The following is a 26,994-nucleotide window of genomic DNA, read 5'->3' on the forward strand; positions in this document are numbered from 1 at the left end:
TTTCTCCAACTTTCCAAATTTGGGGGAAGTCACACAGATGTCATGACAATGTCATCCTGCAGACATCTGAGTTTCCTAATCTATGGGTATTAAGCGCTAGCGCGACGGCGGTCAACTTCTGTTGATGGAGCTTCTGTTTGCTCTTTCACCAACTCAACATTGAACGTGATGTGTTTAAACGGTTGGTTTAAACCACGGCGGGTAATTTCAGCTTCGTCAGTGACATCAACAGCCGTTGCAACGAGACCTTCACGGGTTGCAAAAGCGAAGTCGTCCCATAGGTATTGATCACCTTCGATGTTGAATTGAGTCGTTAGCTTGCGGTAGCCTGGTGCAGAAATAAAATAATGCACATGAGATGGACGGTTGCCATGACGGCCAAGTTTGTCTAATACAAATTGTGTTGTGCCTTCAGGCGGACAGCCATAGCCAACAGGCATCGTTGTTTGTGCAATATATTTGCCGTCTTGATCACTAAAAATTGTGCGACGTAGATTGAAGTCAGATTGTGACTTATCAAAGAAAGAGTAGTTACCTAAGCTGTTGGCATGCCAGATTTCAACTTTTGCACCTTCAATGATATTGCCTGCAGTATCCTTCACTGTACCTTCAATAAATAAAGTTGGAATCTTATCTGTTTCAGTACCATCGTCCATACGAGCAAAGCCAACAGATTCAGGTGCACCTGCAACATAAAGCGGGCCTTCAATGGTACGCGGCGTACCGCCTGTAATACCTGCTTTGGCATCTGCTTCATCGGCACGTAAGTCTAGGTAATGTTCTAGGCCAAGGCCTGCTGCCAATAAGCCTAATTCATTGGCCTGACCTGCATCGGTAAAATATTCCAAACCTTTCCACAGTTCTGATTGTGAAATATCTAAGTCTTCAATGGCCTGAAATAAATCACCTAAAAGGCGTACAACAACTTGCTGAACACGTGCATCTACAGGTTTGGTTGCCGTATCTATATTCATTGTTTTGACTAAAGTATCAATGTCTTGACGGTTCATACTATTGCTCCTTAAGTATGTTTTTTGGGTGGCTGATGTGATTTTTATAATTTCACTTGGCTGCCACATTCCTTGTTAAATAACCCTTTGGATGTGATTGACTGTTTTAATTAACTGTCATTGTCACGGATAGAAGATGGATGACGGTTTAAAGCCATTACTTCAATATTCATGTAAGGATATAGCGGTAGACCCTGCAAAATGTTGTGCAGTTCTTCATTGCTTTCCACATCAAAAATACTGATGTTCGAGTACTGGCCTGTAATACGCCAAATGTGACGCCACTTACCTTGAGTCTGCAATTCTTGTGAATAGGCTTTTTCTACAGCCTTAATTTCATTTGCTTTTTCCGCTGGCATGTCCAGAGGAATATTCACGTCCATTCGTACTTGAAAAAGCATGTGAAGCTCCTGATTTAAGTTTATTTGCGACGCAAGTTATCAAGTTTGTCTTGATCTAACTCAATGCCTAAACCTGATGTTTTTGGCACAGCAAGTTCAAAATTTTGATATTGCAAAGGGGTTTTTAAAATTTCTTCGGTAAGCAACAACGGGCCAAAAAGTTCTGTTCCTGCGGCCAAATTTTCAAAGGTTGAAAATAAATGCGCAGATGCAATTGTCCCGATAGGGCCTTCTAACATGGTGCCGCCATAAAGATCGATTCCTGCCAAATTGGCAATGGTGGCAACATCTTTAGCTTCTAAAAGTCCACCAGACTGCGCAACTTTGACTGCAAATACGGAGGCGGCATTGGTACGTGCAAGGCGATACGCCGAACTTGGACCCATTAAAGATTCATCCGCCATAATGGCAATATCGAAACGGCGACTTAGGCGTTGCATGGCATCAATATTGTCAATTGCACAAGGTTGCTCAATGAGATCAACACCACCATCTTGTAAAAGCTGTATGCCTTTAAGGGCATCAAGTTCTGACCACGCACGGTTTACATCTACGCGAATCGAAATATCTGTACCTAAAGCTTGTTTAATCGCAAGCACATGCTCAACATCTGCTTCTACAGGACGTGAACCAATTTTGAGTTTGAAAGTGTTGTGACGTTTAATCGCTATCATTTTTTGCGCTTCGGCAATATCTTTGCTGGTATCACCAGAAGCCAACACCCAAAGCACAGGTACACTTTCACGTAAACGGCCACCCAATAACTCCGATAGCGGTAGATTCAAACGCTGTGCTTGAATATCTAAAAGTGCAGTTTGAATGGCGCATTTCGCAAAACGGTTACCGTTAATATTTTTTTTCAACACGCGCATAATTTGCGCAATGTTGTGTACTTTTAAAGTTTTAAGTAATGGTGAAAAATAAGTGTCAATATTGGTTTTGATGCTTTCAGGACTTTCTTCACCATAACCTAAGCCACCAATGGTGGTTGCTTCGCCCCAACCGACAAATCCATCTTCAGTGGTAATTTTAATTAGAACCAAAGTTTGGGTTTGCATCGTCGCCACCGCCATTTTGTGTGGGCGGATGGTCGGGATTTCGACTAAAAGTGTTTCGACTGATTTGTACATGTTTACTCTTCGCAAACTTGCGTTTCATGGCTCTTGTGATATACCTTAAAAGAATAAAATTTGACTGTCGAAGATCAAATTTGCATTTTTATATACATAAAAGGTATGGAATTGAATGGAACTCAGACACCTTCGCTATTTTGTTGCAGTTGTAGAGGAGCAAAGCTTTACCAAAGCTTCTGAAAAATTATTTATTGCTCAACCGCCTTTGAGCCGTCAAATTCAGAACCTTGAAGCAGAGCTTGGTATACAGCTTTTTGAGCGTGGAAGCCGCCCATTAAAGACCACGGAAGCAGGGCAATTTTTCTATCAGCATGCTGTTAAACTTTTGTCTAATGCTGAAGAAATAAAAACCATGGCACAGCGTATTGGACTGGTCGAAAAAACAGTGACAATGGGTTTTGTAGGCTCTTTGCTTTATGGTTTATTGCCCAAAATTGTGTATTTGTTTCGCAAGCAACATCCAAATTTGAAAATTGAGCTCATTGAAATGAGCACCAAAGACCAAATTTCGGCTTTAAAAGAGGGGCGTATTGATGTTGGATTTGGACGGTTAAGAATTTCAGATTCAGCTGTGCGTCGGGTCTTATTAAGAGAAGAACCTTTAATGTTGGCCGTACATGCCAGCCATCCTTTAGCCGAGCAAGCACAAGGCGTGTATTTGGCAGATATTGTCGATGAACATATGTTTTTATATCCAAGCCATCCAAAACCCAACTTTTCCACACAAGTCAGACATTTGTTTGCTGAACATAGTTTAGACCCCAAAAATTTAAAGGAAGTCCGTGAAATTCAGTTGGCGCTAGGGTTGGTGGCAGCAGGAGAAGGTTGCTGTGTAGTGCCTGAAAGTGCACAAACCATTAAATTTCCGCATTTACATTATTTACCTATCCTTGATGATTCGGCGGTGAGTCCTATTTTTCTTGCTATTCGAAGTATGGATGAAAGCGATGATATTCGCTCCTTATTTGATTGTATTTATCAAGTATATGACTTAGAAGCGATTAGCTACGACAGAGCAACCATTTAATCATTGAGAAAATGTATAGAATGCTTATATTAAAATAATTAAAAATAAACCGTAAATACCTTTTTAATTACGTGAAATATATATTTTAAGGCAAATCTAATATTGATTTTAGATTTGCTTTTTTTATGAATCAGTTTAGTAAAGCACTTCGAATTAAAAATATTTTTATGCTATTTTTTATGGCTTTTAGTGACTTAATTATTTGTTTCAAAGAAAGAAATTTAGGCTTTACTTTAAAGGTATAAATATAGAGCTCATCAGTTTTGGACATAAAAACACCTTTGCTTCATTGTTTTTGTGAATAAAAAATTCACAAGCAGGAGGCTTAGCGTGAATACACAACAACTCAATATCAATTCGATTGTAGATGAAGCCAAGTTTAGCCCATTTCATTGGGGCGTATTAATTTGGTGCTTACTGATTATTATTTTTGACGGTTATGATCTGGTCATTTATGGCGTCGCTTTACCACTTTTGATGCAAGAATGGTCGCTCAGTGCAGTACAAGCAGGGTTATTGGCCAGTACAGCACTCTTTGGCATGATGTTTGGCGCCATGTCATTTGGGACTTTGTCAGATAAATTAGGACGCAAAAAAACCATTATGATTTGCGTTGGACTATTTAGTGGCTTTACCTTTTTGGGTGCATTTGTCTCTAATCCCATTGAGTTTGGCCTACTGCGCTTTTTAGCTGGCCTTGGCATTGGTGGTGTAATGCCGAATGTGGTTGCACTCATGACTGAATATGCACCTAAACGTATCCGCAGTACCTTAGTTGCACTCATGTTTAGTGGTTATGCCATTGGTGGTATGGCTTCTGCATTACTCGGGGCTTGGCTGATTGCCGATTATGGCTGGAAAATCATGTTTTATATCGCATGTATTCCATTTTTAGCTTTACCCTTGATTTGGAAGTTTCTACCCGAATCGCTGATGTTTTTGACCCAAAAAGGCCAAACAACAGCAGTTGCAGAAATTGTGCAAAAAATTGCACCCGAACAAGCTGTCACAGCACAAACGCAGTTTGTATTAAATGAAAGCAATAGCAATGAAGCACCATTTAAAGCCTTATTCCAGCAAGGTCGCACCTTTAGTACCATCATGTTTTGGATTGCATTTTTCATGTGCTTACTCATGGTGTACGCACTTGGTAGTTGGTTGCCTAAACTCATGATTCAAGCAGGCTATTCACTTGGTGCAAGCATGCTGTTCTTATTTGCACTCAACATCGGTGGCATGGTAGGCGCAATTGGTGGCGGCACATTGGCAGATAAATTCCACTTAAAACCTGTATTAAGCATTATGTTTACCGTTGGTGCGATTGCGCTGGTGTTACTTGGTTTTAATAGTCCTCAATTTGTATTGTATTTGCTCATTGCGGTTGCAGGAGCAGCGACTATTGGCTCGCAAATCTTACTTTATACCTTTGTGGCACAGTTCTATCCAGCTGCAGTCCGTTCGACGGGTATGGGTTGGGCATCAGGTATTGGTCGTATTGGTGCAATTGTCGGGCCTGTACTGACTGGGGCATTACTCACCTTAGAATTACCACATCAAATGAATTTTCTTGCGATTGCAATACCAGGTGCAATTGCTGCAATTGCCATATTTTGTGTGAACTTAAAGGCATCTGTAGATGGTGTAACGAGTACGCATACTTCATCAGAAAAAGCCACGCCAGTCAAAAGTACCGCACATTAATTTAAATACACACTGACATGACACATTAAGTTTATACATTGATTTGAAAGGTAAAAATCATGGGTTTAATGTGTCAATGAAATGGAAAATGGGGTTATACCCAAACTCAGGATGAATCAAAAAATGTTAAGTTTCAAATTAAACCGACTTGTCATAGCATGTGCGTGTAGTTTCCCAATAATGAGCTTTGCAGCCTCAACTACCGATGCCGAAATCCAACAGCTACGTGACGAAGTAAAAGCTTTAAAGCTATTAATGCAGCAATATGCGCAGCAACAACAGAGCTTGCAACAGATACAAGCGAGCACGGCTAAAATAAATACTGAAAATACACCTGCATTAAAAGTGGAAGGAACGCGCCTCAAAACCAAAGCAGGTGCAGAATTGACCTTTTATGGCAATGTGCGAGCCGATGCGTCATACCAATCGGAAGGCGGTAGCGCAGCGCGTTTATACAATCAAATAAATACAGTGCCATTAACGGGTAATAATGAAAGTTCAGATCGCTTAAAAGCTTCGCTTGCTGCCACACGTTTAGGCTTAGACTTTAAAACGGCTACATCTGGCAAAGATATTAACGCTAAACTTGAGGTCGACTTTTTAGGTACCAATGATGCACTTCGTATTCGTCATGCCTATATGAATTATGGCAATTGGTTAATTGGTCAAACATGGTCAAACTTTGCCGTACCTGATTATATGCCTGAAACAATAGATGCTTTAGGGTATGTTGGTGGTGCAGTCAAACGAACTCCACAAGTCCGTTATAGCCACAAATTCAGTCCAATCACCAATGTTGTATTGGCGGCTGAAGATGCAAAGGATGAAAGTTCAAATATGCGTTTACCTGCTTTAACTGCACGCTTAAACCATCAACTGAATGAGCGCGTACAACTCAGTGCACGTGCAATGGGCACAGAGAAAAAAACGGATACCGATGCTGAAATGGCATGGGGTGTTGGTTTAGGTGCAAAATGGGATGTGACCGACAAAACGATGATTAAGGCAGACTATTACCATGTGAAGGGCGATAGTAGTTTTGTGTCTTGGAGTAACCAAGGTTTTGTTACGAATGCCAATAAAGACATCATTGCTAGGAATGAATTTGACTCGATCACTTTAGGTATTACACAGCAATTTAGTCCACAACTACGAGGCACACTCGGTTATGGTTATATGAAGGCTGATCAAAATGATGCGTATATCAATGCATTAACGGATAAAACCAAAGCCAATAAAGACTTATGGCAAGCTTGGGCCAATCTTTTTTATAGCCCAATTAAACCGATCAGTTTAGGACTAGAATATGTTTATGGTGAAAGAGAAGCCTTTGCTCCCGCACCAAATGGTAGTCAAACAGGCACAGACAATCGAGTAAATGCTGTCGCAATGTATAACTTCTAGTCGATTTAATCGCTTAGCTTAAGCCTATAGTTTTACAATAAAAAATCTAAATATATAAAAAGCCTGTATTGATGCAGGCTTTTTAGCTTTTAAGTCAAAATTTAGGAACGCAATTCACTATGTTGATGTATGGATAGACATAATTGTTGCATAGCATATTGCATCGTATCGTTCCATTCAAAGGAACAGTTCAGACGGATATAATTTTGTGTGCTTTTTTCTAGCCGAAACAAAACACTAGGTGCTATGCCAATATTTTGTTTTAAAAGATTTTCATAAATTTTAAAGCTGTCACAGTGTTGGGCTAGTTCAATCCAGAGGAAATAACCGCTGGCAAAAAAATGAATTTGGCAATCTACAGGTAAATGCTGCGCTAAATAATCATAAAATACTTGTTTGTACTGAGCTAAACGACTACGCAAATGACGTAAATGTTTTTCATAATGATGGTGTGACAAAAAGTCGACTAAGGCATTTTGCACCAAGGGACTCACTGAAACTGTACTCATAAGTTGCAAATGTTGAATCGCATCTGAAAATTGACGAGCATGAACCCAGCCTACACGTGTGCCCATACCGAGTGTTTTGGAAAAAGTAGAGCAATGTAATACACGTTGATGTCGATCAAAATAAGTCATGGGTAAAGGTTTATGTTTGCCGTAGCTTAATTCTGCATAGACATCATCTTCAATCAAATACACTTGATAGTGATGTAAAAGATCTGCAATTTTTTGCTTAATCGAATTTGGCACTGTATAGCCCACTGGGTTTTGCACATTCAACATGAGCCAGCAGACTTTAATCGGGTACTGTTTTAGCGCTTGTTCAAAGGCAACAAGATCAAAACCATGTTCGGCATCTGTAGGAATGGTGACCACTTCTAGACCTAAGCGTTCAGCTGCTTGCCATGCACCATAAAACACGGTGTCTTGTAATAAAATAAAATCCCCAGGCTGTGTGAGAGCCTCTAAGGCCAAATTAAGAGCGTTTAAAGCTCCTGATGTAATGACAAGGTCATCTGTTTCGCATTGCACACCTTGTAAAATATAGCGATTTGCAATGATTTGACGTAATGCATGATTGCCTGGTGGCATATTGTCACTGTTTAAATAGCTATGCTTACGTTTTGCATGCTGTGCTAAAAGTTGCATAAATTTAGGGTTATACAAAAGCTCAGGGTTTGGAAAGGCTGAACCAAAAGGCAATATATCGCTGTGCTGTATACTTTTTAAATAACGAAAAACCGTAGAGTTAATCTGAATTTGTTTGCTGTGTTGCATCTGAGTAAGCGGTGGGTGTATGACAGATTTAGGCTGAGAAACATAGTATCCCGACTTATCTTTGGCATAAATTAAGCCTTTAGCTTCAAGTATTTGATAAGCATTTAAAACAGTAATAAGGCTATAACCCGAAAGTTGGGCTTGCTCACGTAAAGAAGGCAGTTTCTCGTGGGTTTTCCACTGACCATTTTCAATAAATTGCTCAATGCTATGGGCTAATTTTTCAGACTTAAACATGCTACAGCCTAAATATCTGTATCTATAATTTAACTAAAATAACTTATTTTTAATATATTTAAAGGGATTTAATGCCAATTAAACTTAACTGTTATATTTTTTTAATGTATTTCTGTATCTAGCCCAAGGGATTGTTGGCTTTCATAATGAGTTATCACTTCATTGAGTTTACAGGTGAGTCTATGAATCAAAAGCCCCAAGATAAAGCACCACAGTATGCGGATAGCAGTCTTTCAGACAAAGCTTTTAAAAATATGATTATTTGGTTTGCGATTTATGCAGGTTTATTTTGCCTTGGTGTTGCGATTGCAGTGAATGCAGACAAAATTAATATGGGCTAAACAAAACCATTAAGCCTGCATAATCATTTTTAACGTGCTCTCATTCTGCTAAAAAAGCTCAATAGTGTTGAGCTTTTTTTTAGTTGCCTATTTTTAGCTAAATTTTTTACTCAATGAGATTTTCAGACATTAAATTGGTGTAAAAGATCATTTTCAAACGCTCTATTCTAATTTAAAAATAGTTACGCAAATAAGCACTTGCACACTTTTGCAAAAAAGCTAGTCAAAATGAATAAACTAAGTTAAATATAAAACTGAGCAAAATGCATAGCGACGTATTTTGACTGACGAACTTTTATAAAAATCACTGAAATATAAAACCCAATGATGGGCAAATGGAAATAACAACATAGCATAAGGAGCACGGCATGCTTGGAAATATGATGTTTCAGCCACTACTGATTAGTAGCATGATTGAACATGCTGGACGTTATCATGCGGACAGTTTAGTCATTTCAAAAAATACCGATTTAAGTATTACTGAAACGACGTGGGGAAAAATACACGATAACTCCAAACGTTTTGCCCAAGTATTACAATCCTTTGGTTTTGTTTTAGGTGATCGTGTCGCTACGATCGCATGGAATAACCATCGACATTTAGAATCGTGGTATGCCATTTCGGGGAGTGGGTTGGTCTGTCACACCATTAATCCACGACTTTTCCCAGAGCAATTGGTATTTATTATTAATGATGCAGCTGATAAAGCGCTTTTATTTGATAAAACATTTTTACCACTGATTAAAGCCGTTAAGCCCTTACTAAAAAGTGTAGAACATTATATTTGCTTAGATGCACCTGATGATGCTGTACGTGAAGCCATTCCAGATGTTTTATTTTATGATGAGTTAATTGCAGGTCATTCTGCACAATTTACATGGCCCGTGATTGATGAACTTAGCGCCAGCTCATTGTGCTACACATCAGGCACTACAGGTAATCCAAAAGGCGTACTGTATAGCCACCGCTCAACTGTATTACATAGCTACGCGATTAGCATGCCAGATTCCTTAAATATCTCTGCACGTGATGTCATGATGCCAGTTGTGCCAATGTTTCATGTCAATGCTTGGGGAACGCCTTATGCAGCCGCGATGGCAGGCTGTACCTTGGTACTGCCAGGGCCAGGCTTAGACGGTGCAAGCTTAGTGGGTTTAATTGATCGCTATAAAGTGAGTGTTGCCTTAGGCGTACCAACCATTTGGCAAGGTCTCATTAATGCAGCGCAACAATCAGGTAGCCAGCTTACAAGCTTAAGCCGTAATGTGGTGGGGGGATCGGCTTGCCCACCTGCGATGCTAAAAGCATTTAAAGATCAGTTTAACTGTGAAACCATCCATGCTTGGGGAATGACGGAAACCAGTCCTTTAGGTTCTGCCAACCAATTTAAAGCCAAGCATATGGGCTTATCTGACGAAGAAAAATTGCAGGTTCGTCTTTCTCAAGGTCGTCCACCATTTGGTGTCGATTTAAGAATTACCGATGAAGAAAATGGGACCCATGAAGTCAGCCGTGATGGTGAAACCACAGGCAATTTACAAATCAAAGGTCATTGGATTATCAAAAACTACTTTGCTAAAGAAAACAGTGTCTTAACTAGTGATGGTTGGTTTGATACGGGTGATATTGCAACCTTAAATGAAGATGGCTACCTTAAAATTAGTGACCGCTCTAAAGATTTAATTAAATCTGGTGGTGAATGGATTTCATCTGTTGATTTAGAAAATCTAGCCATGGGGCATCCTAAAATTGCGATGGCGGCTGTGATTGCGGCAGAGCATGAAAAATGGGATGAACGACCTATTTTAATTGCAATTAAAAAGCCTGATGTAGATTTAAATGAATCAGAGATTCTTGATTTTTATACCGATAAGGTAGCAAAATGGCAAATTCCAGATAAAGTAATTTTTGTAGAGAGCATTCCACTAAGTGGTACTGGAAAAATGCTGAAAAAAGATTTGCGTGAGCAGTTTGGTAAAGTGCTATTAAGTACTTAAGTAGTGCCAAAATTACGCATTTAATCTAAGCCCACAATGCTATACCCCTTGGTATGGCATTGTGGTTTATTAATATTTCACCATGAAAATTATTGAATTGGGCTTGGTGAAGTTTGCAGTTTTTTTAAAGTTTAAATTTTATTGTAAGATCTAAACCTACTGTTAAAAGCATAAAGAATTGATTTTCCAATTCAATGTATATTCAGATAACTAAAATTAAGAATAAAAATATGAATTACTTCAATACTATTTCGCAACTCATCATGATGTGCTGTTTTGTCTGTATCAGTACATCAAGTTTTGCTAAAACAAAAGCAAAAACCAAACAGGACCCCATTATTGTTCATGCCTATGACCTTCAAAAACAGTATTCGTTTAGCCCAAATTCTATGATAGAAGTACAATCTATTTCAGAAAAACCTATATTGATTCATAAAGTTGTCATCAATAAGGGGGCATGTCTGGTACTGCCTGACAACAAACCCGTTGAACTTTATGCTTATGGCCAAATTTCAAAATATATGATGGGTGGGTGCTACACGCGAAATATTACTGCAATTGAAGTCTATGTAGATAACAGTGTTATTCGTTTCCCCAAATAATACATTTCGATAATGAACTGGCGATAGAAACCTCAGGTTTAAGTTTTAAGTTATTCAAATGAAGCATGAATAATAACGATATTTTGAGCAATCAATAAAAAACTTCAATAGGTTAAATAGCCGTTGCAACTCGAAAATTGGTGTAAATAGGCGTAGATTAAAGACTCTCTTTAAACACTCCCGCCATTGGAATATTCATGTTCTCCAGCTGGATCCTTTTTACTTTAATGGCTGCATTTATGCAGTCTTGGCGTAACGCATTTCAAAAACAACTCAGCAGTACTGTAGATGTTTATGGCGTGACACTGGCACGTTTCTTATTTGGTTTTCCTTTTGCTGGCGCGTATATCTTTTGGTTGTACCAAGCCCATCCCATCACTGTACATGCGGAATTTACCTCTAAATTTTGGCTCTATATCTTTTTTGCAGGTTGCAGCCAAATTTTAGCCACCATTTTAATGGTCATGCTATTTAAGCAAAAAAATTATGCGATTGGTGTTGGTCTGGCTAAAAGCGAAGCTATATTAGCAGCACTGATTAGCGTGATATTTTTACAGGAATATCTGAGTTTTTTTGCATGGATTGGCGTACTCATAGGCGGTATTGCCGTATTTTTACTCAGTAAAGGTCAGGGGCTAAAAAGCTTATCTGTACCTACTTTGCTCATTGGTGTTGGCAGTGGTTTATGTTTTGCCATTACATCGTTGTTAGTCCGCGAAGCCAGTTTAGAACTGACAGCCTTACCATTTTTACATCGCGCTTCTTGGGTTTTGCTATGTGTGATCGGTTTTCAGTGTTTAATTATGTTGCTGTATTTGGTTTTGTTTAGTCGAAAAACGCTAGTGGCCATGTATGAGCGAATTGGACTGACATTTAAAGTTAGTGTGTGTAGCTTTTTGGCATCGCTAGGTTGGTTTACAGCCATGAGTATGCAGTCAGTGGCGATTGTTAAAACACTTGGGCAAATAGAAGTGCTATTTAGCTTACTTATTTCCGCCTTTTTCTTTAAAGAAAAGCTTGCTCGTACAGATCACTGGGGGCTTTTATTGGTCGTGATTGCTGCCATCATGGTGATATGGGCCTAAGTCTATTTATTTGGCTCCATATAGTTATGGTGGATAAGTCCTTAGTCAAAAGCTATTTGAGCTAAGAAAGGCCATACATTTTGAAATTAAAAGTGCTAAGTAAATAATCTTATTTTATGAAAGCAAAGAAAAAGCACATCTCGAAAGATGTGCTTTTTATATTTTGAAATTAAGGTGCTATGTACAAATTATTCAGCAACTTCAACAGTTAAACCATAAGTGAAATTTTCAGTATTTGGTTTTTTGGTGTTATCTGTATTTGCTTCAGGATGAGATGCTGAAATTAAATAAATACCTGCTTTATCAAATTTAATTTCAAATTCGCCTTTTTTATTGGTGAGCACATGAGGTAATTCACGTTTTGCATTAGGCTCGTAAGTGCTTGCACCTTTGTACACATCAACTTCTAAATCTGGTACAGCTTTGCCGTTATAGAGCACTTGTGCTTTTAGGGATTCACCTGAAAATAATTCATTTGGATGAGTAATAAGTTTAACTTCAAAGCCTTTGTTGGTCACGGCTGGAATTGCTGTTGGTTTACCTTTAGTCACAAAGCTTTCAGCAATAAATGTGTTCGTTGCTTCTAAAATTTGTGCATTTTCTGGCACTTGATCTGCGGCAATCATACGAGGTGGTTGAGCTGGTGTAGTTGCAGGTGCTTTTGCTTGTTCAGGCGCTTTTTCTGGCGCAGGGCGAGCAGGTGCATTTTGTGGATTACGCACTGGACGGACACGTAACCAACGACCATCAATCAATGCATATTTTGTGCTATTGCCAGTCGCGTCTTGTGTACGAATACGGTATGTACCTTCAGATGGTAAATCAAATTCCGCAATACTGAAGCGTTTTAAGCTTGTTGCTGGATTAATCGCAACTGTTTTGCCATCTGGATTGGTCACAACGTAAGTCGTTTTAAAATTCATAGATGGTGCAAAGAATTTTTCGATGGTAATTGCACTTTGAAAAGTTACATTCGATGATGTTGTATCAAATGTGTCAGGAAGTAAAAACGGGCTTGCTGTATGTGCGTTCGCAAGTACAGGTAAAGACGCAACTAAAGCGATTTTTAACCAATTATTCATCGAATTCTCCAGTTTAAAAATTATTTATCTTCAATGTGCGCTAATCTACTTGATAACCGTTATCAATATCAATAAGATGCTATAAAAATATTTTGGAGATTCAGCATGCCATTCGCTGAGAACAAAAAACTGCATAAAAAAGTGTTTAATCTAACCCCACTGGTTATGGCACTGGCCCTGATTTCTCCACTGCAGACCAACGCAACAGATCTGGTGCAAAGCCCCCAACTGAACCAGCCAGATGTATCACAAACACATCGTTTTCATCGTGACTATGTACTGGGCACATCACTTGATGTTGTTGTCACAGGAACGAATAAACAAGATGCAAAATTAGCTTTAGATGCCATTGAAGCAGAAATTGCACAGTTAGATAAAAAACTTTCTGTATGGCGTGCTGACAGCGAAATATCTGCATTAAATGCAAAAAAATCGGCGCAAGTTTCACCTGAATTATTTGAAGTGATTGTAGCTTGTGAAGCATGGCGTGCCAAAAGCTGTGGTGCATTTGATGCACGACTAGGTGAACTGATTGCAATGTGGGAAAAAGCCCAAGGCATTCATAAAGTTGACGAATCAACTCGCGTAGCCATTACTAGCGAATTAATGAAACCAGACAGCGTAACATTAGATAAAGAACAACAGACTGTTGCTATTCAACGCGCTGTAAAATTTGCACCAGATGCCTATGCAAAAGGTTATATCATTGACCGTGCAATGCTGGCAGCACGTAGCAAAGTGCCCAATATTGAAGGTCTTTTGATTGATATTGGTGGTGACATGCGTGTGTGGGGTAATGCGCCACAAAAAGATGGTTGGAGCATTGGTGTACAAGATGCGTTTAATCATCATGATTTAGCCGTTCCATCAGAAGTTTTAAAACTACGTGATCATGCTGTTGCCTTCAGTGGTAAGGGCTATCGTGATGTCGCTGGTCAAAGCCATTTATTAGACCCAAATACTGGTTTAGCACTGCAACACGTTGAACAATGTGTGGTTGTTGGTACATGTGCTGCAGACGCTGATGCGTTGGCAACAGCATTGACTGCGATGTCACCTGAAGATGGTATGGCTTTGGTGGAAAGCCTTGTTGGCTATGAAGCTAAACTCACCATGAGCAATGGTCAGTTTTATCAAAGTGCAGGCTGGAATCACTTACTACAAACCGATACTAGCCCTGAAATGCTGACAGTTGCTGCAGGCGCATCAGCAAAATGGCCAGCAGGTTATCAAGCCTTAATTGACTTAACAATTCCAAAAATTAATGTTGAAAAATATCGTATGCCTTACGTATCTGTATGGGTGACGGATGAAAATAAAAAATTAGTCCGTACCCTTGCAGTATGGGGCAAAGATGAGAAGTGGATTAATTCAAACTACGTTTGGTGGCGCCGTTATGGTCGTCAAATGACAAATTTGGATGCGGTTGCTAAACCTTCACGTCAACCAGGTAACTACAAACTGGCTTGGGATGGTAAAGATGACCACGGAAAATCTGTAGCTGCTGGTAGTTATATTGTTCATATTGAAACCTCACGTGAGCATGGTGACCATAGTTATCAAACACTCGATTTGAATGTAAAATCTAAAGCATCTACACAATCTTTGCCTGCTCAAACCGAAATTGGCGCAGTCAAAATGAGTTTCCAAAAAGCGCATTAACGCGGATTGAGTTTAAGGTTTTAAACAGTGTACCAACAACGTGATTTTTACCGCCATGCACGCTATGTGCATGGCTGGCTTTCTGCATTTGCATTTATTGCACTTTTCTTTTTTGCTCTCACTGGCTTATTTTTAAATAATCCAGATTGGTTTAAACCCGCACCAGAAGAAGCACCAGTCAAATTACAGTTACCTAATACTGTAAGCCAACAATTGCTTGATCAAGAAAACCCAAGTACCGCACTATTGGACTATGTTCGTGCACACAGTACTGTCGTCGGACGTTATAAAAGTAGCGAAGTGATGGATGGTGAAGTGATGATCCGTCTCGAAAGTCCTGCTGGCGAAACGGATGTTTGGGCAATCTTAGACACTGGCGAAGTAGAAGTCACTTCAAAGCCTGCATCAACTGTATCTCTCATTAATGATTTACACCGCGGTAAAAATGCAGGCACAGCATGGCATTGGTTTATCGATGTTGCTTCGGTTGTTATTTTATTATTGTCCATTGCCGGCTTTATTTTATTTTTAAGTATTAAAACGCGTTTGCTCACACACTTGCTATTAACTGCGAGTAGCTTGGCGTTGTTTATCTTATTAATATGGACTGCAATTTAAGGACAGTGTGATGACTTCTGCAGTAGCACTGCTTCTAACAATTTTGACTTGCTTGTTATTGTTATGTTTGGTCTATATTTGTGTGTTGATTTATAGCCGACTTACACAGCCAAAAGCCGATCAGATTCATGATCAGACTTATTTAATCATCTATGCTAGCCAGTCTGGTCATGCTGAGAATTATGCAAAACATACTGCTGAACAGCTACAACAAGCGGGTGAACATTGTGTTTGTATTAATATTCAAGATTTAACAGCTGATCAACTGAAACAAGCACAGCAAACTTTATGGTTTGTCAGCACCTATGGCGAAGGTGATGCTCCTGATAGTGCTCAAAGCTTTCAGCATCAATTAAGCCAACTGACTTTAGATTTATCACATCAAACTTTTGCAATTCTGGCTTTTGGTGACCGTCGTTATCGTAATTTTTGTGCTTTTGGCCAACGCGTGCAAACGTGGTTGAATCAGCAACAAGCTCAGCCTGCTTTTGATTTAGTTTGTGTGGATCAATTGGCAAATGCAGATTTAACTGCATGGCATACACAGTTAAGTCAATTTACACAAACCGAGCTAAAACATACGGCAACGGGAAAAGTCTGGATTGATATACATCTTAAATCCCGATCTTTACTCAATGCAGGCAGTCAAGGCACTGGATTATATTTTTTAAGCTTCCAAGTCGCTCAGCAGGTTGAATGGCATGCAGGTGATATTATTGAAATTCAATGTGCAAATAGCAATCAAGCCTTAAAATCCTTTGTAAATGAACAGTCGCATTTAAATGCTACACATCTTGAAGCTTTACGATTTAAAAATCTTAAAAATGCTCCTAACTATGTTTTGCAAACGACAGAGCAAAGTACAAAACAAAGTATCGAGTCATGGATTAATCATCTTATAGATTTACCCATTCGCGAATACTCAATTGCCAGTATTCCAACACATGGGACATTAGATTTAATTGTCCGCCAAGAAATAGGAAATCAAGGTTTAGGTCTGGGATCAGGTTTATTAACGCAAGATTTACAAGTTGATGAAACGCTTAGAGCATCTATACGTCACAACCCAAGTTTCCATTTGAAGATGCAAGATACACCATGCATTTTTATTGGGAATGGTTCTGGCTTAGCAGGTTTAATGGCACATTTACAACAGCGTCAAGCGTGGGGTTATCAGCAAAATTGGTTGATTTTTGGTGAACGACAACAACAGTATGATGCAATTTGCAATGCAGAATTGAGTACTTTAGAAGATGCAGGTTATTTACCAAAACTTGATCGGGTTTATTCTCGGGACGGGGAAGCGCAATCTTATGTACAAGATGTAATTATTGCAAAGTCGACACAACTCAAAAATTGGGTCGAGCAGGGTGCAACGCTATATATTTGTGGCAGTTTACATGGGATGGCGCAAGGTGTAGAACAAGCATTAATTGAGGTACTAGGTGTAGAAGGTTTAGCACAGTTAAAACAACAGCAACGCTATAAACGTGATGTTTATTAACTAATGCCTAATTCAGACGAGTAGTACTTAAGCAAATATAAGGCTTAAAAATAAAAAAATGGCTCATCAGAGCCATTTTTTTATGTGCTGAAGGATTAATTCGCACGAACCCAAGTTTGGCTACGCCCTAGCGCAGAAACACCAATATAACCACGGCCATTTAATGTTTGGCCATCATTTGAAAGTTTGGCATTAAAGCTATATGTTTTACCATTTTTAGGGTCAGTAATTTTACCGCCATCATAGCTATTCTTACCGGTATTTTTTAAATCAGAAACGATTTGAACCCCTTTCAAGGGTTTGTTGTGAAATTTCCCTACACATTTTGCACAACTTTCAGCCTCACCTGGGGTGAACACATCTACAATTTTAGCTGTAAGTGCCCCATTTGGTGCTTCGCGGAACTCTACAATAGAGAGTGGCTTTTTGGTTTGATCATCAATGGTTTTCCATTTAGTACCATGGAGCGGATCGGCTGCCAAAGTCATTGCTGAAATTGCAGATAAACCAAGAAGAGTGGCTATTTTTTTTATCATCATTAAAACCTCATACATTCCTTGAAGATGGCTATTTGCCCAAGCTAGAGAATTTAAAGCCTTCAATCGAAGAGTGTAAATATATGCTAGGGCAATTAGTACAGTCCTAATTTTCTAAAATAAAGTGGGATTAAATATGAATATTACACATATATATGTGTAAGGCTTCTGCAAAATTTATACACATTGTAGCGGAATGTAGGCATTCATATTTTAAAATATTGAGCTTAAACACTAACTTATACTATTGAGCTTGGAGTGGTATTTGAGTGAGTTAACAACTTGTTATCAAGAAATAATAATAGCTAAAACAGATAGTTCTACATTTATGACAAAAATTTTGCTGTATTGTTTATATTCAAAACATAACAATAAGGTATATATTGTTATTTTTTTCATAACTATAAATCGTATGCATAAAAAAGCATAAAACCCATTATTTTAAGGATATGAAAGACCTTTGGCCAATATAAATGGTATAGAAGAATAAAATATTACCGTTATTCGACGGTTAAATTAATGACAAATAGGTATTTATTTAATGAATGACTAAGTTCGCTTATTTTAAGCTATCCTATACAAATAAACGATAAAACCGCGATACTTTGACCCAGTTGTTAAAGTTGATTCAAAAGAGCTTTTTTAATGTCTAGTGTAGATCGAAACAAACGTCCTTTATATATTCCATACGCTGGAAATACTTTGCTTGAGTTACCTCTTCTTAATAAAGGTTCAGCTTTTTCAGAGCAAGAACGTGAAGCATTTAACTTACATGGCCTTATGCCACATGTAATTGAAAATATTGAAGAACAAAGCCAACGCTCATATCAACAATACAGTTCTTTTAGCGACCCAATCAATAAACACATTTACTTGCGTAACATTCAAGATACCAATGAAACGCTGTTTTATCATCTGATTGAAAATCATTTAACAGAAATGATGCCGATCATTTATACACCAACAGTAGGCGATGCCTGCCAACATTTCTCGGATATTTACCGCCGTCATCGCGGGGTTTTTATTTCATATCCAGACAGTGAACATGTTGATCAAATTTTGCATAACGTAAATCGAAAAAATGTAAAAGTCATTGTAATTACAGATGGTGAACGCATTTTAGGCTTAGGCGATCAAGGCATTGGTGGGATGGGTATTCCTATTGGAAAGTTGTCTTTATATACAGCTTGTGGTGGCATTAGCCCAGCTTATACCTTACCAATCACGCTCGATGTGGGCACCAATAATGAACAATTGCTGAATGATCCATTGTATATGGGCCTACGTCATCCGCGCATTAGTGGTGATGAATATTACGAATTTGTAGATAAGGTCATTCATGCGATTCAACAGCGTTGGCCTGAAGCATTAATTCAGTTTGAAGACTTTGCACAAAAAAATGCGATGCCTTTATTGGAAAAATATCGAAATAAAATCTGTTGTTTTAATGATGATATTCAAGGCACTGCAGCAGTATCTGTCGGAAGTTTAATCGCAGCATCACATGCATCAAATAAAAAATTGAAAGATCAAACCATCGCATTTTTAGGTGCAGGTTCGGCAGGCTGTGGTATTGCAGAACAAATTGTTGCACAAATGCGTGCAGAGGGCTTGAGTGATGCTGAAGCTCGCCAGCACGTATTTATGGTAGACCGTTTTGGTCTTATTACAGAAAATCAGCCAAATTTATTGAATTTCCAGCGTAAATTGGCGCAGCAACCTGTACACATTGCTCATTGGGCGCAAGCTGACGATGTGATTTCTTTGCTCGATGTTGTGCGACATGCAAAACCTACCGTGCTCATTGGGGTGTCTGGGCAAGCTGGCTTATTTACTAAAGAAATTATTGAAACAATGGCAGCCAATTGTGAAAATCCAATTGTATTTCCGCTTTCAAACCCAACTTCTCAGGTAGAAGCAGTTCCGTCTGATGTAATTCAATGGTCTGAAGGGCGCGCACTGATTGCTACAGGCAGTCCATTTGCACCAGTGAATTATCATGATCAAATATTTAATATTTCTCAGTGTAATAATTCCTATATTTTCCCTGGTATTGGTCTTGGCGTGATTGCCTCACGTGCTAAGCGGGTTACAGATAATATGCTCATGGCAACCAGTAATGCTTTGGCTGAATGCTCACCAAAGTTACAAGACCCAACAGCAGACTTACTGCCAAGCTTAGATCAGTTGCAAGAAATTTCTAAAATAATCGCGTTGCGTGTTGCACTTGCCGCTATGGATGATGGTGTTGCGCCACGGGTTAGTGAAGAAACGATTCGTGAAAAAATTGAAGCAAATTTCTGGACACCAGAATATCGAGAATACAAACGCGTGACTTATTAAGTAAAATTTTGAAGTGCGATGCATATCTTGCTATGCACAATCATAAAAAAACAGCCATGAAATCATGGCTGTTTTTTTATATCTTAAATTTTAAATGCTTTAGATTTAAAGTTAAGTTTTCGTTTTAGATCTGCCCAATTTGTTGAAATCCAGCAGACAAATGACCCAGCTGTGACCAATATGGCGCCATGCCAAAATTCATTGGACAGTACGGTATCTAAAATCAGCATAGACAGCAGGGAAGAAAACAGCGGACTAAAATATGAAAGGGTTACCAATAAAGTGATATTGCCTTTAATAATGCCGATATTCCACGCGGCATAGCCCAATGCCGTGACAATTGAAACCAGTAGCATGCAAATACCCGTAGATAAATGAATCTCTGGAATCCCTTGAAAATCATGAAATAAGAACATTTTTAGCCATAGCACAATAGAAATAGCCAAGAAAAATAACGCAATTGGATTGTGGCCTTGGCTGTATTTTTTGGTAATAACACAATAAATAGACCATAAGCTGGCGCCGATAAACGCTAAAATATAACTCGCAGGATTAGTCTGCACGTTTTGAATAACCGCAACCCATGAAAAATCACCCGCACCCGCCTGCATAACGACAATACCGCCGAGACTGATTGCTAAGCCAAGCATTACAAAAATATTGAATTTCAATTCCTTAAAGGCAATTAATGCGGCAATGGTTAAACTTGGCCACAAATAATTGACCAGACTGACTTCTATGGCTTGTTGCGCTGTTTGCGCTAAGGCAATCGCATAAGAAAAACACAGTTCATAGATCAGAAAGAGCAACGTTGCAGAAATTAAATAGCCACGCGGAATGTCTTTCAGTTTTGGAATACGAAATAGCAAAAGCAAAATGACAGTACTGAACGTGTACATAAACGTGACGGCAAGGTCTGGGCCAATACTGAAACTAACTGTTTTTAACAGACCGACAATCGAAGACCATTGCAAAATGGCACTAAAACCGATGAGGGTAGCTAGATTTTTAGAAATTGCTTGCTCAAGGCTGCGCTATGCGCAAAAAATATGAAATTTAATCAAACAGTATACGCTGAATTGCAGAGGGCTGGGCTAATAAGCGCTTAGAAGATGTGGATTAACTTAAGGACAGACATATTGAAAAAAATAATCACTAAAAAAAACTGCAACATATAAATAAAATGCTACAGTTTTTAAGTGAAAATTGATTATCTTTGCTTAGAGCAAAGTTACTGTCCAGCGGATTAAAAATGGCCCTGCCAGCACCATAAATACCCCAGCGAGCACCATAGTTAAACAAGCTGCTACACCTTCTTCAGCATGACGGGAAAAGGCGTGACTGGTGCCAAAGCCATGCGCAGAATTTCCTAAAGATGCGCCTTGCGCAAAGTGTGATTTTAGTTTTAGCGCTGCCAAAATCATATCACCCAGCATCACACCAGCAGTGCCGGTAATCATGGTGAATACGATAACTAATTCAACAGACCCACCAATATTTGAGGTCAACTCCATCGCAAATGGCGTTGAAATTGAGCGCGCCATTAAACTATAAGATGTGGCAGCATCAAACTGGAATAATTTGGCCAAATAAAAAGAACTCACAATGCCCGCCAGCATACCCACAATAATGCCTAAACAAATTGCAAAGGCATGCTTTTGAATTAGCTTTCGGTATTCATAAATGGGCAGTGCAAAGGCCACCGTTGCAGGGCCGAGCATCCAGATCAACCATTTCGCATCCAGCATATAGGTTTCATAACTCACGCCACTCATCACCAATACAATGATAATAATCGTAGGGACAAAAATGCCAGGTGCAAAAATAATCAGTGGGTATTTTTTATAAAACTTTTTACCCAATAAGTAGCCTGCAATGGTGGCAAAAAGGCAAACAATTGAAACAGTATTCATGTGATAAACCTTATTTTCCTTGCTGTGGCTGTGTTTTTAAAGCACTGCGTTTGTTCGTCCAAGCAGCTTCCATCTTAAAGCCCCATGCAACAGTGAGCGCAGTAATGGTCATTACAATGATGGTACCAATGACAACACTCAAAACGAGTTGCCAGCCTTGACTGATAAATAAGTCTTTATATTTCATAATGCCGACAACGCAAGGAATAAATAGCAGCACCAGTTCGCCCAAAATAAAGCTGGACCCTGCTTTAATCCAATCTAGCCTCATTACACCTGACAGCAAGGCAACTAAAACCAGCAGTAATCCAATCACGCCGCCAGAGATGGGCAAATTCAGCCACTGCTGAATACATGCGCCAAGCCACCAAATCGCAGTCAGCAGCCCTAATTGCAGTGCAATAATAGAAGCATGCTGAATTTTAGCTAAATTAAACATAGAGATCAGACTGTACTAAACAACTGAGGACTATTTTAAAATTGACCAGATAGGCAAATTATGAATAATTGAAAAATAATTATGCATATTTTGAATAATTAATTATGGACATGAAAAGCCTGAATGTTTTTGTGAATATTGTGCAGTTGCAAAGTTTCTCAAAAGCAGCCGATGAATCTTTTGTCAGTCAGCCGACGGTCAGTAAAATCATTGATGCCTTAGAAGAAGAAATCGGCGGATCTTTATTTCACAAGGGGCAGGCTGGGCGTAAACGTGATGTCGCTTTAACGGCCATTGGTGAACAAATCTATAAACATGCGTTGTCGATGCTAGAGCAACAGCGACAAATGTATGCATCTGTCGCCAGCATCCAGCAACTCAAACAAGGTTCATTAAGCATCGGTTTGCCACCGATAGGCTCATCTATGTTTAGCAGATTAATTGCAAAATTTCATAAGCTGTATCCCAATATCGAACTGAGTTTTTTTGAAGTCGGCGCAACCAGTATTGAAACGGCTATTTTGGCTAGAAAAGTAGATGTTGGGATTATTTTAGGCCATCTCAAACCTGCATTAAGCGGTATTCCAATTGTAGATTCCCCGATGTGTCTGCTCTCGCGTAAGCAGTCCGGCTGGGGCAAACGGAAAACCGTGTCATTAATTGAACTGAAAGAAGAATCTTTTTTACTGTTTAATGATACGTTTAGGCTGAATCAAATTATTTTGCAGGCGGCCAATGATGTGGGCTTTGAACCCAAAGTCGTGTGTAAAAGCAGTCAATGGGACTTTATCAGCAAACTGGTGGATTCCGATGTCGGAATTGCATTACTGCCAGAAAAGTATTGCGAACAGCTCAGTGCTGAAAAGTTTAATTATAGTATTTTACAAGAGCCACATATTAACTGGACTTTAAGCATGGCATGGAACAGAACTGTTCCGATGACCCCAGCTGTTCGGGCATGGCTGGAAATAGTCGAAGAAAATTTAGAACAGATCAGTTTTTTCTAAAGGCTGAATACAGTTTTATAGCACTACCTTTGATGCTGAAATGCATTAGTAATTCAGATGCTTTGATTTATTTTGAAGCATGAAATTTTCTGATGCATAGAAAGCACTTATTTCGAGCCTGCTGATTAAGAAGATGCATTCATATCACGCAAATTGAATTCTTGGCGCACTAATTGCTAGCACTCAGTTAAATATTTTTTACTGTTTGATATAGATAATTAGGAAATACCAGTGTCAGTACCTTATTTGCGCGGACAAGCGCTCATTGATGAAATTCAGCAGCAGGACTATTCCAGAGATTTAATTGGCTATCATGGAAAACCACCCCTTGCACAGTGGCCAGATCAAGCCCGCATTGCTGTGCAGTTTGTTTTAAATTATGAAGAAGGTGGCGAAAATCACGTCGAACATGGAGATGCTGGTTCAGAACAGTTTTTATCTGAAATTGTTGGTGCAGCAAGCTTTCCAGCGAAGCACATGTCGATGGATTCAATGTATGAGTATGGTTCAAGAGTTGGATTTTGGCGTATTCACGAAGAATTTCAAAAGCGTCAGCTACCCATGACCATCTTTGGTGTTGGCATGGCGCTAGCGCGTAATCCTCATGTGGTACAAGCGATTAAGGAAGCCAATTATGATGTGGTGTCGCATGGGCAGCGCTGGCTACACTATCAAAACCTGCCGATTGAGATTGAGCGTCAGCACATGGATCAGGCGATAAGTGTGCTGGAAGCGCTGTTTGGTCAAGCGCCCATTGGCTGGTACACCGGACGTGACAGCCCAAATACCCGTCAGCTACTGGCTGAGTTTCCGCAAATTCAATATGATTGCGACCACTATGGCGATGACTTGCCATTTTGGAGCACCTTAACGGACAGTGCAGGGCAAAGCCGCCCCCATTTGATCATACCGTATACATTAGAATGCAATGATATGAAGTTCAGCTCAGCGGGCGGTTTCAATACGGGTGAGCATTTCTATCAATATTTAAAAGACAGTTTTGATGTGTTGTATGCCGAAGGTGAAACTGCGCCAAAAATGATGTCGATTGGAATGCATTGCCGTCTTTTAGGGCGGCCTGGGCGCTTTAAGGCACTGCAACGGTTCTTAGATTATGTACAGTCTCACGAAAAAGTGTGGATTTGCAAACGTGGGGATATTGCTTTGCATTGGCAGAAAACGCATCGCCAAAATTAATCATAAGTATTTAAAAAAATAGGAGTTTAGCTCCTATTTTTTTGCTTTAAAAAAGCAAAATTTCATTTTTTAACTGATTTGGCATTGATATTGCAAAATAAAAATTTGAACAAATATTCAATTTTTAGGCGATTTAACAGTGCAACTTGCTGAATTTAATCAAGCATCTGAATCGGATGCAAAATCTTTTTTAAAGCACTGTGTGCAAATTAAAAGCTGGGTCAGTGAACTAACAGCGCAGCGACCTTATGCATCTGTTGAAGACCTGTTGATACAGGCAAAACAACAGACAAAAACTTGGCAGTGGTCTGAAATTAAGAGCGCTTTAGACAATCATCCGCGTATAGGTGAAAAACAGGCACAGTCCACTTTAAGCGATCAAGAACAGGATTTTTCTAAGCGTGAGCAGGCTAGCATTACCAGTGATGACGCAACACAGGAAGCACTTTTGGCAGGCAACACCGCCTACGAAAAAAAATACGGCTACATTTTTTTAATTAAAGCTTCGGGCCTAAACAGTGAAGATGTGCTACAGGCACTGCGTTATCGGCTGCTGAATGATCCAGATACAGAGAAACGCATTGTGCATCAGCAGCTGACTGAAATTGCCTTATTAAGATTAACGCAGGAGCTTAACGCATGATCAGTTCCCACATTTTAGATACCTGTTTGGGCAAGCCGGCAGCCAATGTAAAAATTGAACTTTTTAATGCTGATGGGCAGCTCTTAGGCGCTGCATTCACCAATGCAGATGGACGAGTTACCGACTTTGGCCTGACTGAATTCAGCGCCGGCACTTACAGCTTAGAGTTTTCTACAGCAACCTATTTTCAAGCTTTAGGACTGCAGACCTTTTTTCCAAAAGTGGTCATTCATTTTGATGTACAAGATGCCTCACAGCATTTTCATATTCCTTTGCTGATCAGCCCATTTGCGTATTCAACTTACCGTGGCAGTTAAGCGCTTCAATTGAAAATAAATGTTGAAAAATATAGGGGAATATAACAATGACAGAACACGAAAAAAGCATTTCACCAGAACATGAATATTTAGGTGCAGGCAAAAGCCTGGCATACGGTTTACAGCATGTGCTGACCATGTATGGAGGTATTATTGCGCCACCATTGATTATTGGTACTGCAGCGGGCTTAGAAGCGGCGCAAATCGGCTTATTGATTGCAGCTGCGCTGTTTGTCGGCGGCTTGGCGACCATACTGCAAACCATAGGCGTGAAATACATTGGCGCACAGCTTCCTTTGGTACAAGGCGTATCATTTGCGGGCGTTGCCACCATGATTGCGATTGTCACAACAGGTGGTGGACTTTCTGCAGTTTATGGCGCAGTGATTGTCGCTTCACTTATCGGTTTCTTTTTAGCGCCGTATTTTTCAAAAATTATCCGTTTTTTCCCGCCTATTGTGACTGGTTGTGTAATTACCGTCATTGGCCTGTCTTTATTACCCGTTGCCGTACGTTGGATGATGGGCGGAAACAGTAAAGCGCCTGATTGGGGCAGTGCAGAAAACATCAGCTTAGCGTTTTTAACTTTGGCGATTGTGATTGCGCTAAATTTAACCCGCAATGCAACGATCCGCCGCTTGTCTATTTTACTGGCAATTATCTTAGGTACTGTATTGGCTTATGCCTTCGGCTTTGGTGATTTTTCTAAAGTTGCAAGCGGCAGCTGGATTCAGTTCCCAAGTTTCTTTGCTTTTGGCATGCCGACCTTTGAACTCAGCGCAATTATTGCCATGCTGATTGTCACTTTGGTGATTATGACGGAAACCACTGCAGACATTATTGCTGTTGGGGAAATTGTAGATACAAAAGTGGATGCAGAGCGTATTACCAATGGTTTGCGTGCAGATATGCTCTCGAGTGCAGCTGCGCCAATCTTTGGTTCATTTATGCAAAGCGCATTTGCGCAAAATGTCGGCTTGGTGGCCATTACTGGGGTAAAAAGCCGTTTTGTCGTGGCTGCCGGCGGTATGATTTTAGTGGTATTAGGTATTCTACCCATCATGGGTCGCCTCATTGCTGCCATTCCTGTGCCTGTATTAGGCGGTGCAGGCTTAGTGCTGTTCGGTACAGTGGCTGCCAGCGGTATCCGTACTTTAGCCAAAATTGACTACAATGAACAAAAGAACTTAATTATTGTCGCGACCGCAATTGCAGCAGGGATGATTCCAATTATTGATCATTCTTTCTATGCAAATTTTCCAAAATGGGTGCAAACATTATTTCATTCAGGGATCAGCTCTACTTGCGTAATGGCAATTTTACTGAACATTGTGTTTAACCACCTCAGTCTGTTTAAACCCAAAGCGACTGTGAATGTGTCTAAAACATTGGTGAAAACACCACATTAAAGTACATGCGCTAGATTCATAACGAACACTTTAATACAGCCCACATTTTGTGGGCTTTTTATGAGGTCTAAAATTGGGTAGGTACTTTAGAATATGCACTGTTGAT

The 26,994-nt window shown here is 39.5% G+C and carries 25 protein-coding genes; 16 read left to right on the forward strand and 9 right to left on the reverse strand.

Translation table 11 applies throughout. The annotated features are described in order from the left end of the window. Positions 1-89: 89 nt before the first annotated feature. From catA to EXE29_RS01310, 3 genes are all read right to left on the reverse strand, one after another. Positions 90-1,010, reverse strand: a complete 921-nt coding sequence (catA, locus tag EXE29_RS01300) for a catechol 1,2-dioxygenase (RefSeq protein WP_106984376.1) — start codon at positions 1,008-1,010, stop codon at positions 90-92. Positions 1,011-1,120: 110 nt separating this feature from the next. Continuing rightward, the gene (gene catC, locus EXE29_RS01305; protein WP_106984375.1) at positions 1,121-1,411 is read right to left on the reverse strand and encodes a muconolactone Delta-isomerase; all 291 of its coding nucleotides are present in this window, start codon (positions 1,409-1,411) and stop codon (positions 1,121-1,123) included. A gap of 20 nt (positions 1,412-1,431) precedes the next feature. After that, positions 1,432-2,541, reverse strand: coding sequence for a muconate/chloromuconate family cycloisomerase (locus tag EXE29_RS01310; RefSeq protein ID WP_106984374.1), 1,110 nt, complete (start codon positions 2,539-2,541; stop codon positions 1,432-1,434). 115 nt (positions 2,542-2,656) lie between these two features. Between EXE29_RS01310 and EXE29_RS01315 the strand changes: the two genes are divergently transcribed. From EXE29_RS01315 to EXE29_RS01325, 3 genes are all read left to right on the forward strand, one after another. Next, positions 2,657-3,571, forward strand: a complete 915-nt coding sequence (locus tag EXE29_RS01315) for a LysR family transcriptional regulator (RefSeq protein ID WP_106984373.1) — start codon at positions 2,657-2,659, stop codon at positions 3,569-3,571. A 330-nt stretch (positions 3,572-3,901) separates the two neighbouring features. After that, positions 3,902-5,272, forward strand: coding sequence for an MFS transporter (locus EXE29_RS01320; RefSeq protein ID WP_120363720.1), 1,371 nt, complete (start codon positions 3,902-3,904; stop codon positions 5,270-5,272). Positions 5,273-5,395: 123 nt separating this feature from the next. Further along, on the forward strand, positions 5,396-6,676 hold the full coding sequence (locus EXE29_RS01325) for a DcaP family trimeric outer membrane transporter (RefSeq protein ID WP_171406239.1): 1,281 nt from the start codon (positions 5,396-5,398) through the stop codon (positions 6,674-6,676). A 101-nt stretch (positions 6,677-6,777) separates the two neighbouring features. On the opposite strand, the gene EXE29_RS01330 is transcribed toward EXE29_RS01325, so the two are convergent. Further along, on the reverse strand, positions 6,778-8,193 hold the full coding sequence (locus EXE29_RS01330) for an aminotransferase-like domain-containing protein (RefSeq protein WP_120363722.1): 1,416 nt from the start codon (positions 8,191-8,193) through the stop codon (positions 6,778-6,780). Positions 8,194-8,375: 182 nt separating this feature from the next. Between EXE29_RS01330 and EXE29_RS17440 the strand changes: the two genes are divergently transcribed. The 4 genes from EXE29_RS17440 (at position 8,376) to EXE29_RS01345 (ending at position 12,218) form a co-directional block, all read left to right on the forward strand. Then, positions 8,376-8,534 carry a hypothetical protein gene (locus EXE29_RS17440; protein ID WP_165382470.1) on the forward strand — a complete coding sequence of 53 codons (159 nt, stop codon included), beginning with the start codon at positions 8,376-8,378 and terminating at the stop codon, positions 8,532-8,534. A gap of 368 nt (positions 8,535-8,902) precedes the next feature. Continuing rightward, on the forward strand, positions 8,903-10,531 hold the full coding sequence (locus EXE29_RS01335; RefSeq protein WP_120363723.1) for a long-chain-fatty-acid--CoA ligase: 1,629 nt from the start codon (positions 8,903-8,905) through the stop codon (positions 10,529-10,531). A 230-nt stretch (positions 10,532-10,761) separates the two neighbouring features. Further along, positions 10,762-11,133, forward strand: a complete 372-nt coding sequence (locus EXE29_RS01340; protein ID WP_130125640.1) for a hypothetical protein — start codon at positions 10,762-10,764, stop codon at positions 11,131-11,133. 197 nt (positions 11,134-11,330) lie between these two features. Then, positions 11,331-12,218: a DMT family transporter gene (locus EXE29_RS01345; protein WP_106984366.1), complete on the forward strand. Its 888-nt coding sequence runs from the start codon at positions 11,331-11,333 to the stop codon at positions 12,216-12,218. Positions 12,219-12,406: 188 nt separating this feature from the next. On the opposite strand, the gene EXE29_RS01350 is transcribed toward EXE29_RS01345, so the two are convergent. Further along, positions 12,407-13,300, reverse strand: a complete 894-nt coding sequence (locus EXE29_RS01350) for a DUF4198 domain-containing protein (protein WP_120363725.1) — start codon at positions 13,298-13,300, stop codon at positions 12,407-12,409. 105 nt (positions 13,301-13,405) lie between these two features. Here EXE29_RS01350 and EXE29_RS01355 point away from each other — a divergent pair, with 105 nt between their 5' ends. Genes EXE29_RS01355 through EXE29_RS01365 form a run of 3 tightly spaced genes read left to right on the forward strand, consistent with a single transcriptional unit; the run spans position 13,406 to position 17,084 of the window. After that, positions 13,406-14,962: a DUF2271 domain-containing protein gene (locus EXE29_RS01355; protein ID WP_120363726.1), complete on the forward strand. Its 1,557-nt coding sequence runs from the start codon at positions 13,406-13,408 to the stop codon at positions 14,960-14,962. 27 nt (positions 14,963-14,989) lie between these two features. Then, positions 14,990-15,580 carry a PepSY-associated TM helix domain-containing protein gene (locus EXE29_RS01360; protein ID WP_120363727.1) on the forward strand — a complete coding sequence of 197 codons (591 nt, stop codon included), beginning with the start codon at positions 14,990-14,992 and terminating at the stop codon, positions 15,578-15,580. Between the two features lie 10 nt (positions 15,581-15,590). Next, positions 15,591-17,084 (forward strand): NADPH cytochrome P450 oxidoreductase family protein, encoded by a 1,494-nt coding sequence (locus EXE29_RS01365; RefSeq protein ID WP_120363728.1) that lies wholly within the window; start codon positions 15,591-15,593, stop codon positions 17,082-17,084. Between the two features lie 95 nt (positions 17,085-17,179). Here EXE29_RS01365 and EXE29_RS01370 read toward each other — a convergent pair whose 3' ends face one another. After that, positions 17,180-17,617, reverse strand: coding sequence for a DUF2147 domain-containing protein (locus tag EXE29_RS01370; protein WP_106984432.1), 438 nt, complete (start codon positions 17,615-17,617; stop codon positions 17,180-17,182). Between the two features lie 648 nt (positions 17,618-18,265). On the opposite strand from EXE29_RS01370, the gene EXE29_RS01375 reads away from it, so the two are divergent. Further along, on the forward strand, positions 18,266-19,963 hold the full coding sequence (locus tag EXE29_RS01375) for an NAD-dependent malic enzyme (protein ID WP_120363729.1): 1,698 nt from the start codon (positions 18,266-18,268) through the stop codon (positions 19,961-19,963). A gap of 83 nt (positions 19,964-20,046) precedes the next feature. Here EXE29_RS01375 and yddG read toward each other — a convergent pair whose 3' ends face one another. The 3 genes from yddG to EXE29_RS01390 form a co-directional block, all read right to left on the reverse strand. Beyond that, positions 20,047-20,979, reverse strand: a complete 933-nt coding sequence (gene yddG / locus EXE29_RS01380) for an aromatic amino acid DMT transporter YddG (protein ID WP_117007355.1) — start codon at positions 20,977-20,979, stop codon at positions 20,047-20,049. Positions 20,980-21,183: 204 nt separating this feature from the next. After that, positions 21,184-21,876, reverse strand: a complete 693-nt coding sequence (locus tag EXE29_RS01385) for an LrgB family protein (RefSeq protein WP_120363730.1) — start codon at positions 21,874-21,876, stop codon at positions 21,184-21,186. A 10-nt stretch (positions 21,877-21,886) separates the two neighbouring features. After that, positions 21,887-22,315: a CidA/LrgA family protein gene (locus EXE29_RS01390; RefSeq protein ID WP_120363731.1), complete on the reverse strand. Its 429-nt coding sequence runs from the start codon at positions 22,313-22,315 to the stop codon at positions 21,887-21,889. A gap of 104 nt (positions 22,316-22,419) precedes the next feature. On the opposite strand from EXE29_RS01390, the gene EXE29_RS01395 reads away from it, so the two are divergent. From EXE29_RS01395 to EXE29_RS01415, 5 genes are all read left to right on the forward strand, one after another. Next, positions 22,420-23,322 (forward strand): LysR family transcriptional regulator, encoded by a 903-nt coding sequence (locus EXE29_RS01395; RefSeq protein WP_106984357.1) that lies wholly within the window; start codon positions 22,420-22,422, stop codon positions 23,320-23,322. A gap of 231 nt (positions 23,323-23,553) precedes the next feature. After that, entirely contained in the window at positions 23,554-24,519 is a 966-nt protein-coding gene (gene puuE, locus EXE29_RS01400; RefSeq protein WP_120363732.1) for an allantoinase PuuE, read from the forward strand. 139 nt (positions 24,520-24,658) lie between these two features. Beyond that, positions 24,659-25,162: a 2-oxo-4-hydroxy-4-carboxy-5-ureidoimidazoline decarboxylase gene (gene uraD / locus EXE29_RS01405; RefSeq protein ID WP_106984355.1), complete on the forward strand. Its 504-nt coding sequence runs from the start codon at positions 24,659-24,661 to the stop codon at positions 25,160-25,162. After that, a complete protein-coding gene (uraH, locus tag EXE29_RS01410) occupies positions 25,159-25,479 on the forward strand; it encodes a hydroxyisourate hydrolase (RefSeq protein WP_106984354.1) in 321 nt (106 codons plus the stop codon). Before uraD ends, uraH begins: the two co-directional genes overlap by 4 nt. 47 nt (positions 25,480-25,526) lie before the next feature. Next, positions 25,527-26,888, forward strand: coding sequence for a nucleobase:cation symporter-2 family protein (locus EXE29_RS01415; protein WP_120363733.1), 1,362 nt, complete (start codon positions 25,527-25,529; stop codon positions 26,886-26,888). Positions 26,889-26,994 lie beyond the last annotated feature (106 nt).

It is taken from the genome of Acinetobacter sp. WCHAc060006 (assembly GCF_004209135.1).
GTDB classification, from domain to species: Bacteria; Pseudomonadota; Gammaproteobacteria; order Pseudomonadales; family Moraxellaceae; genus Acinetobacter; species Acinetobacter cumulans.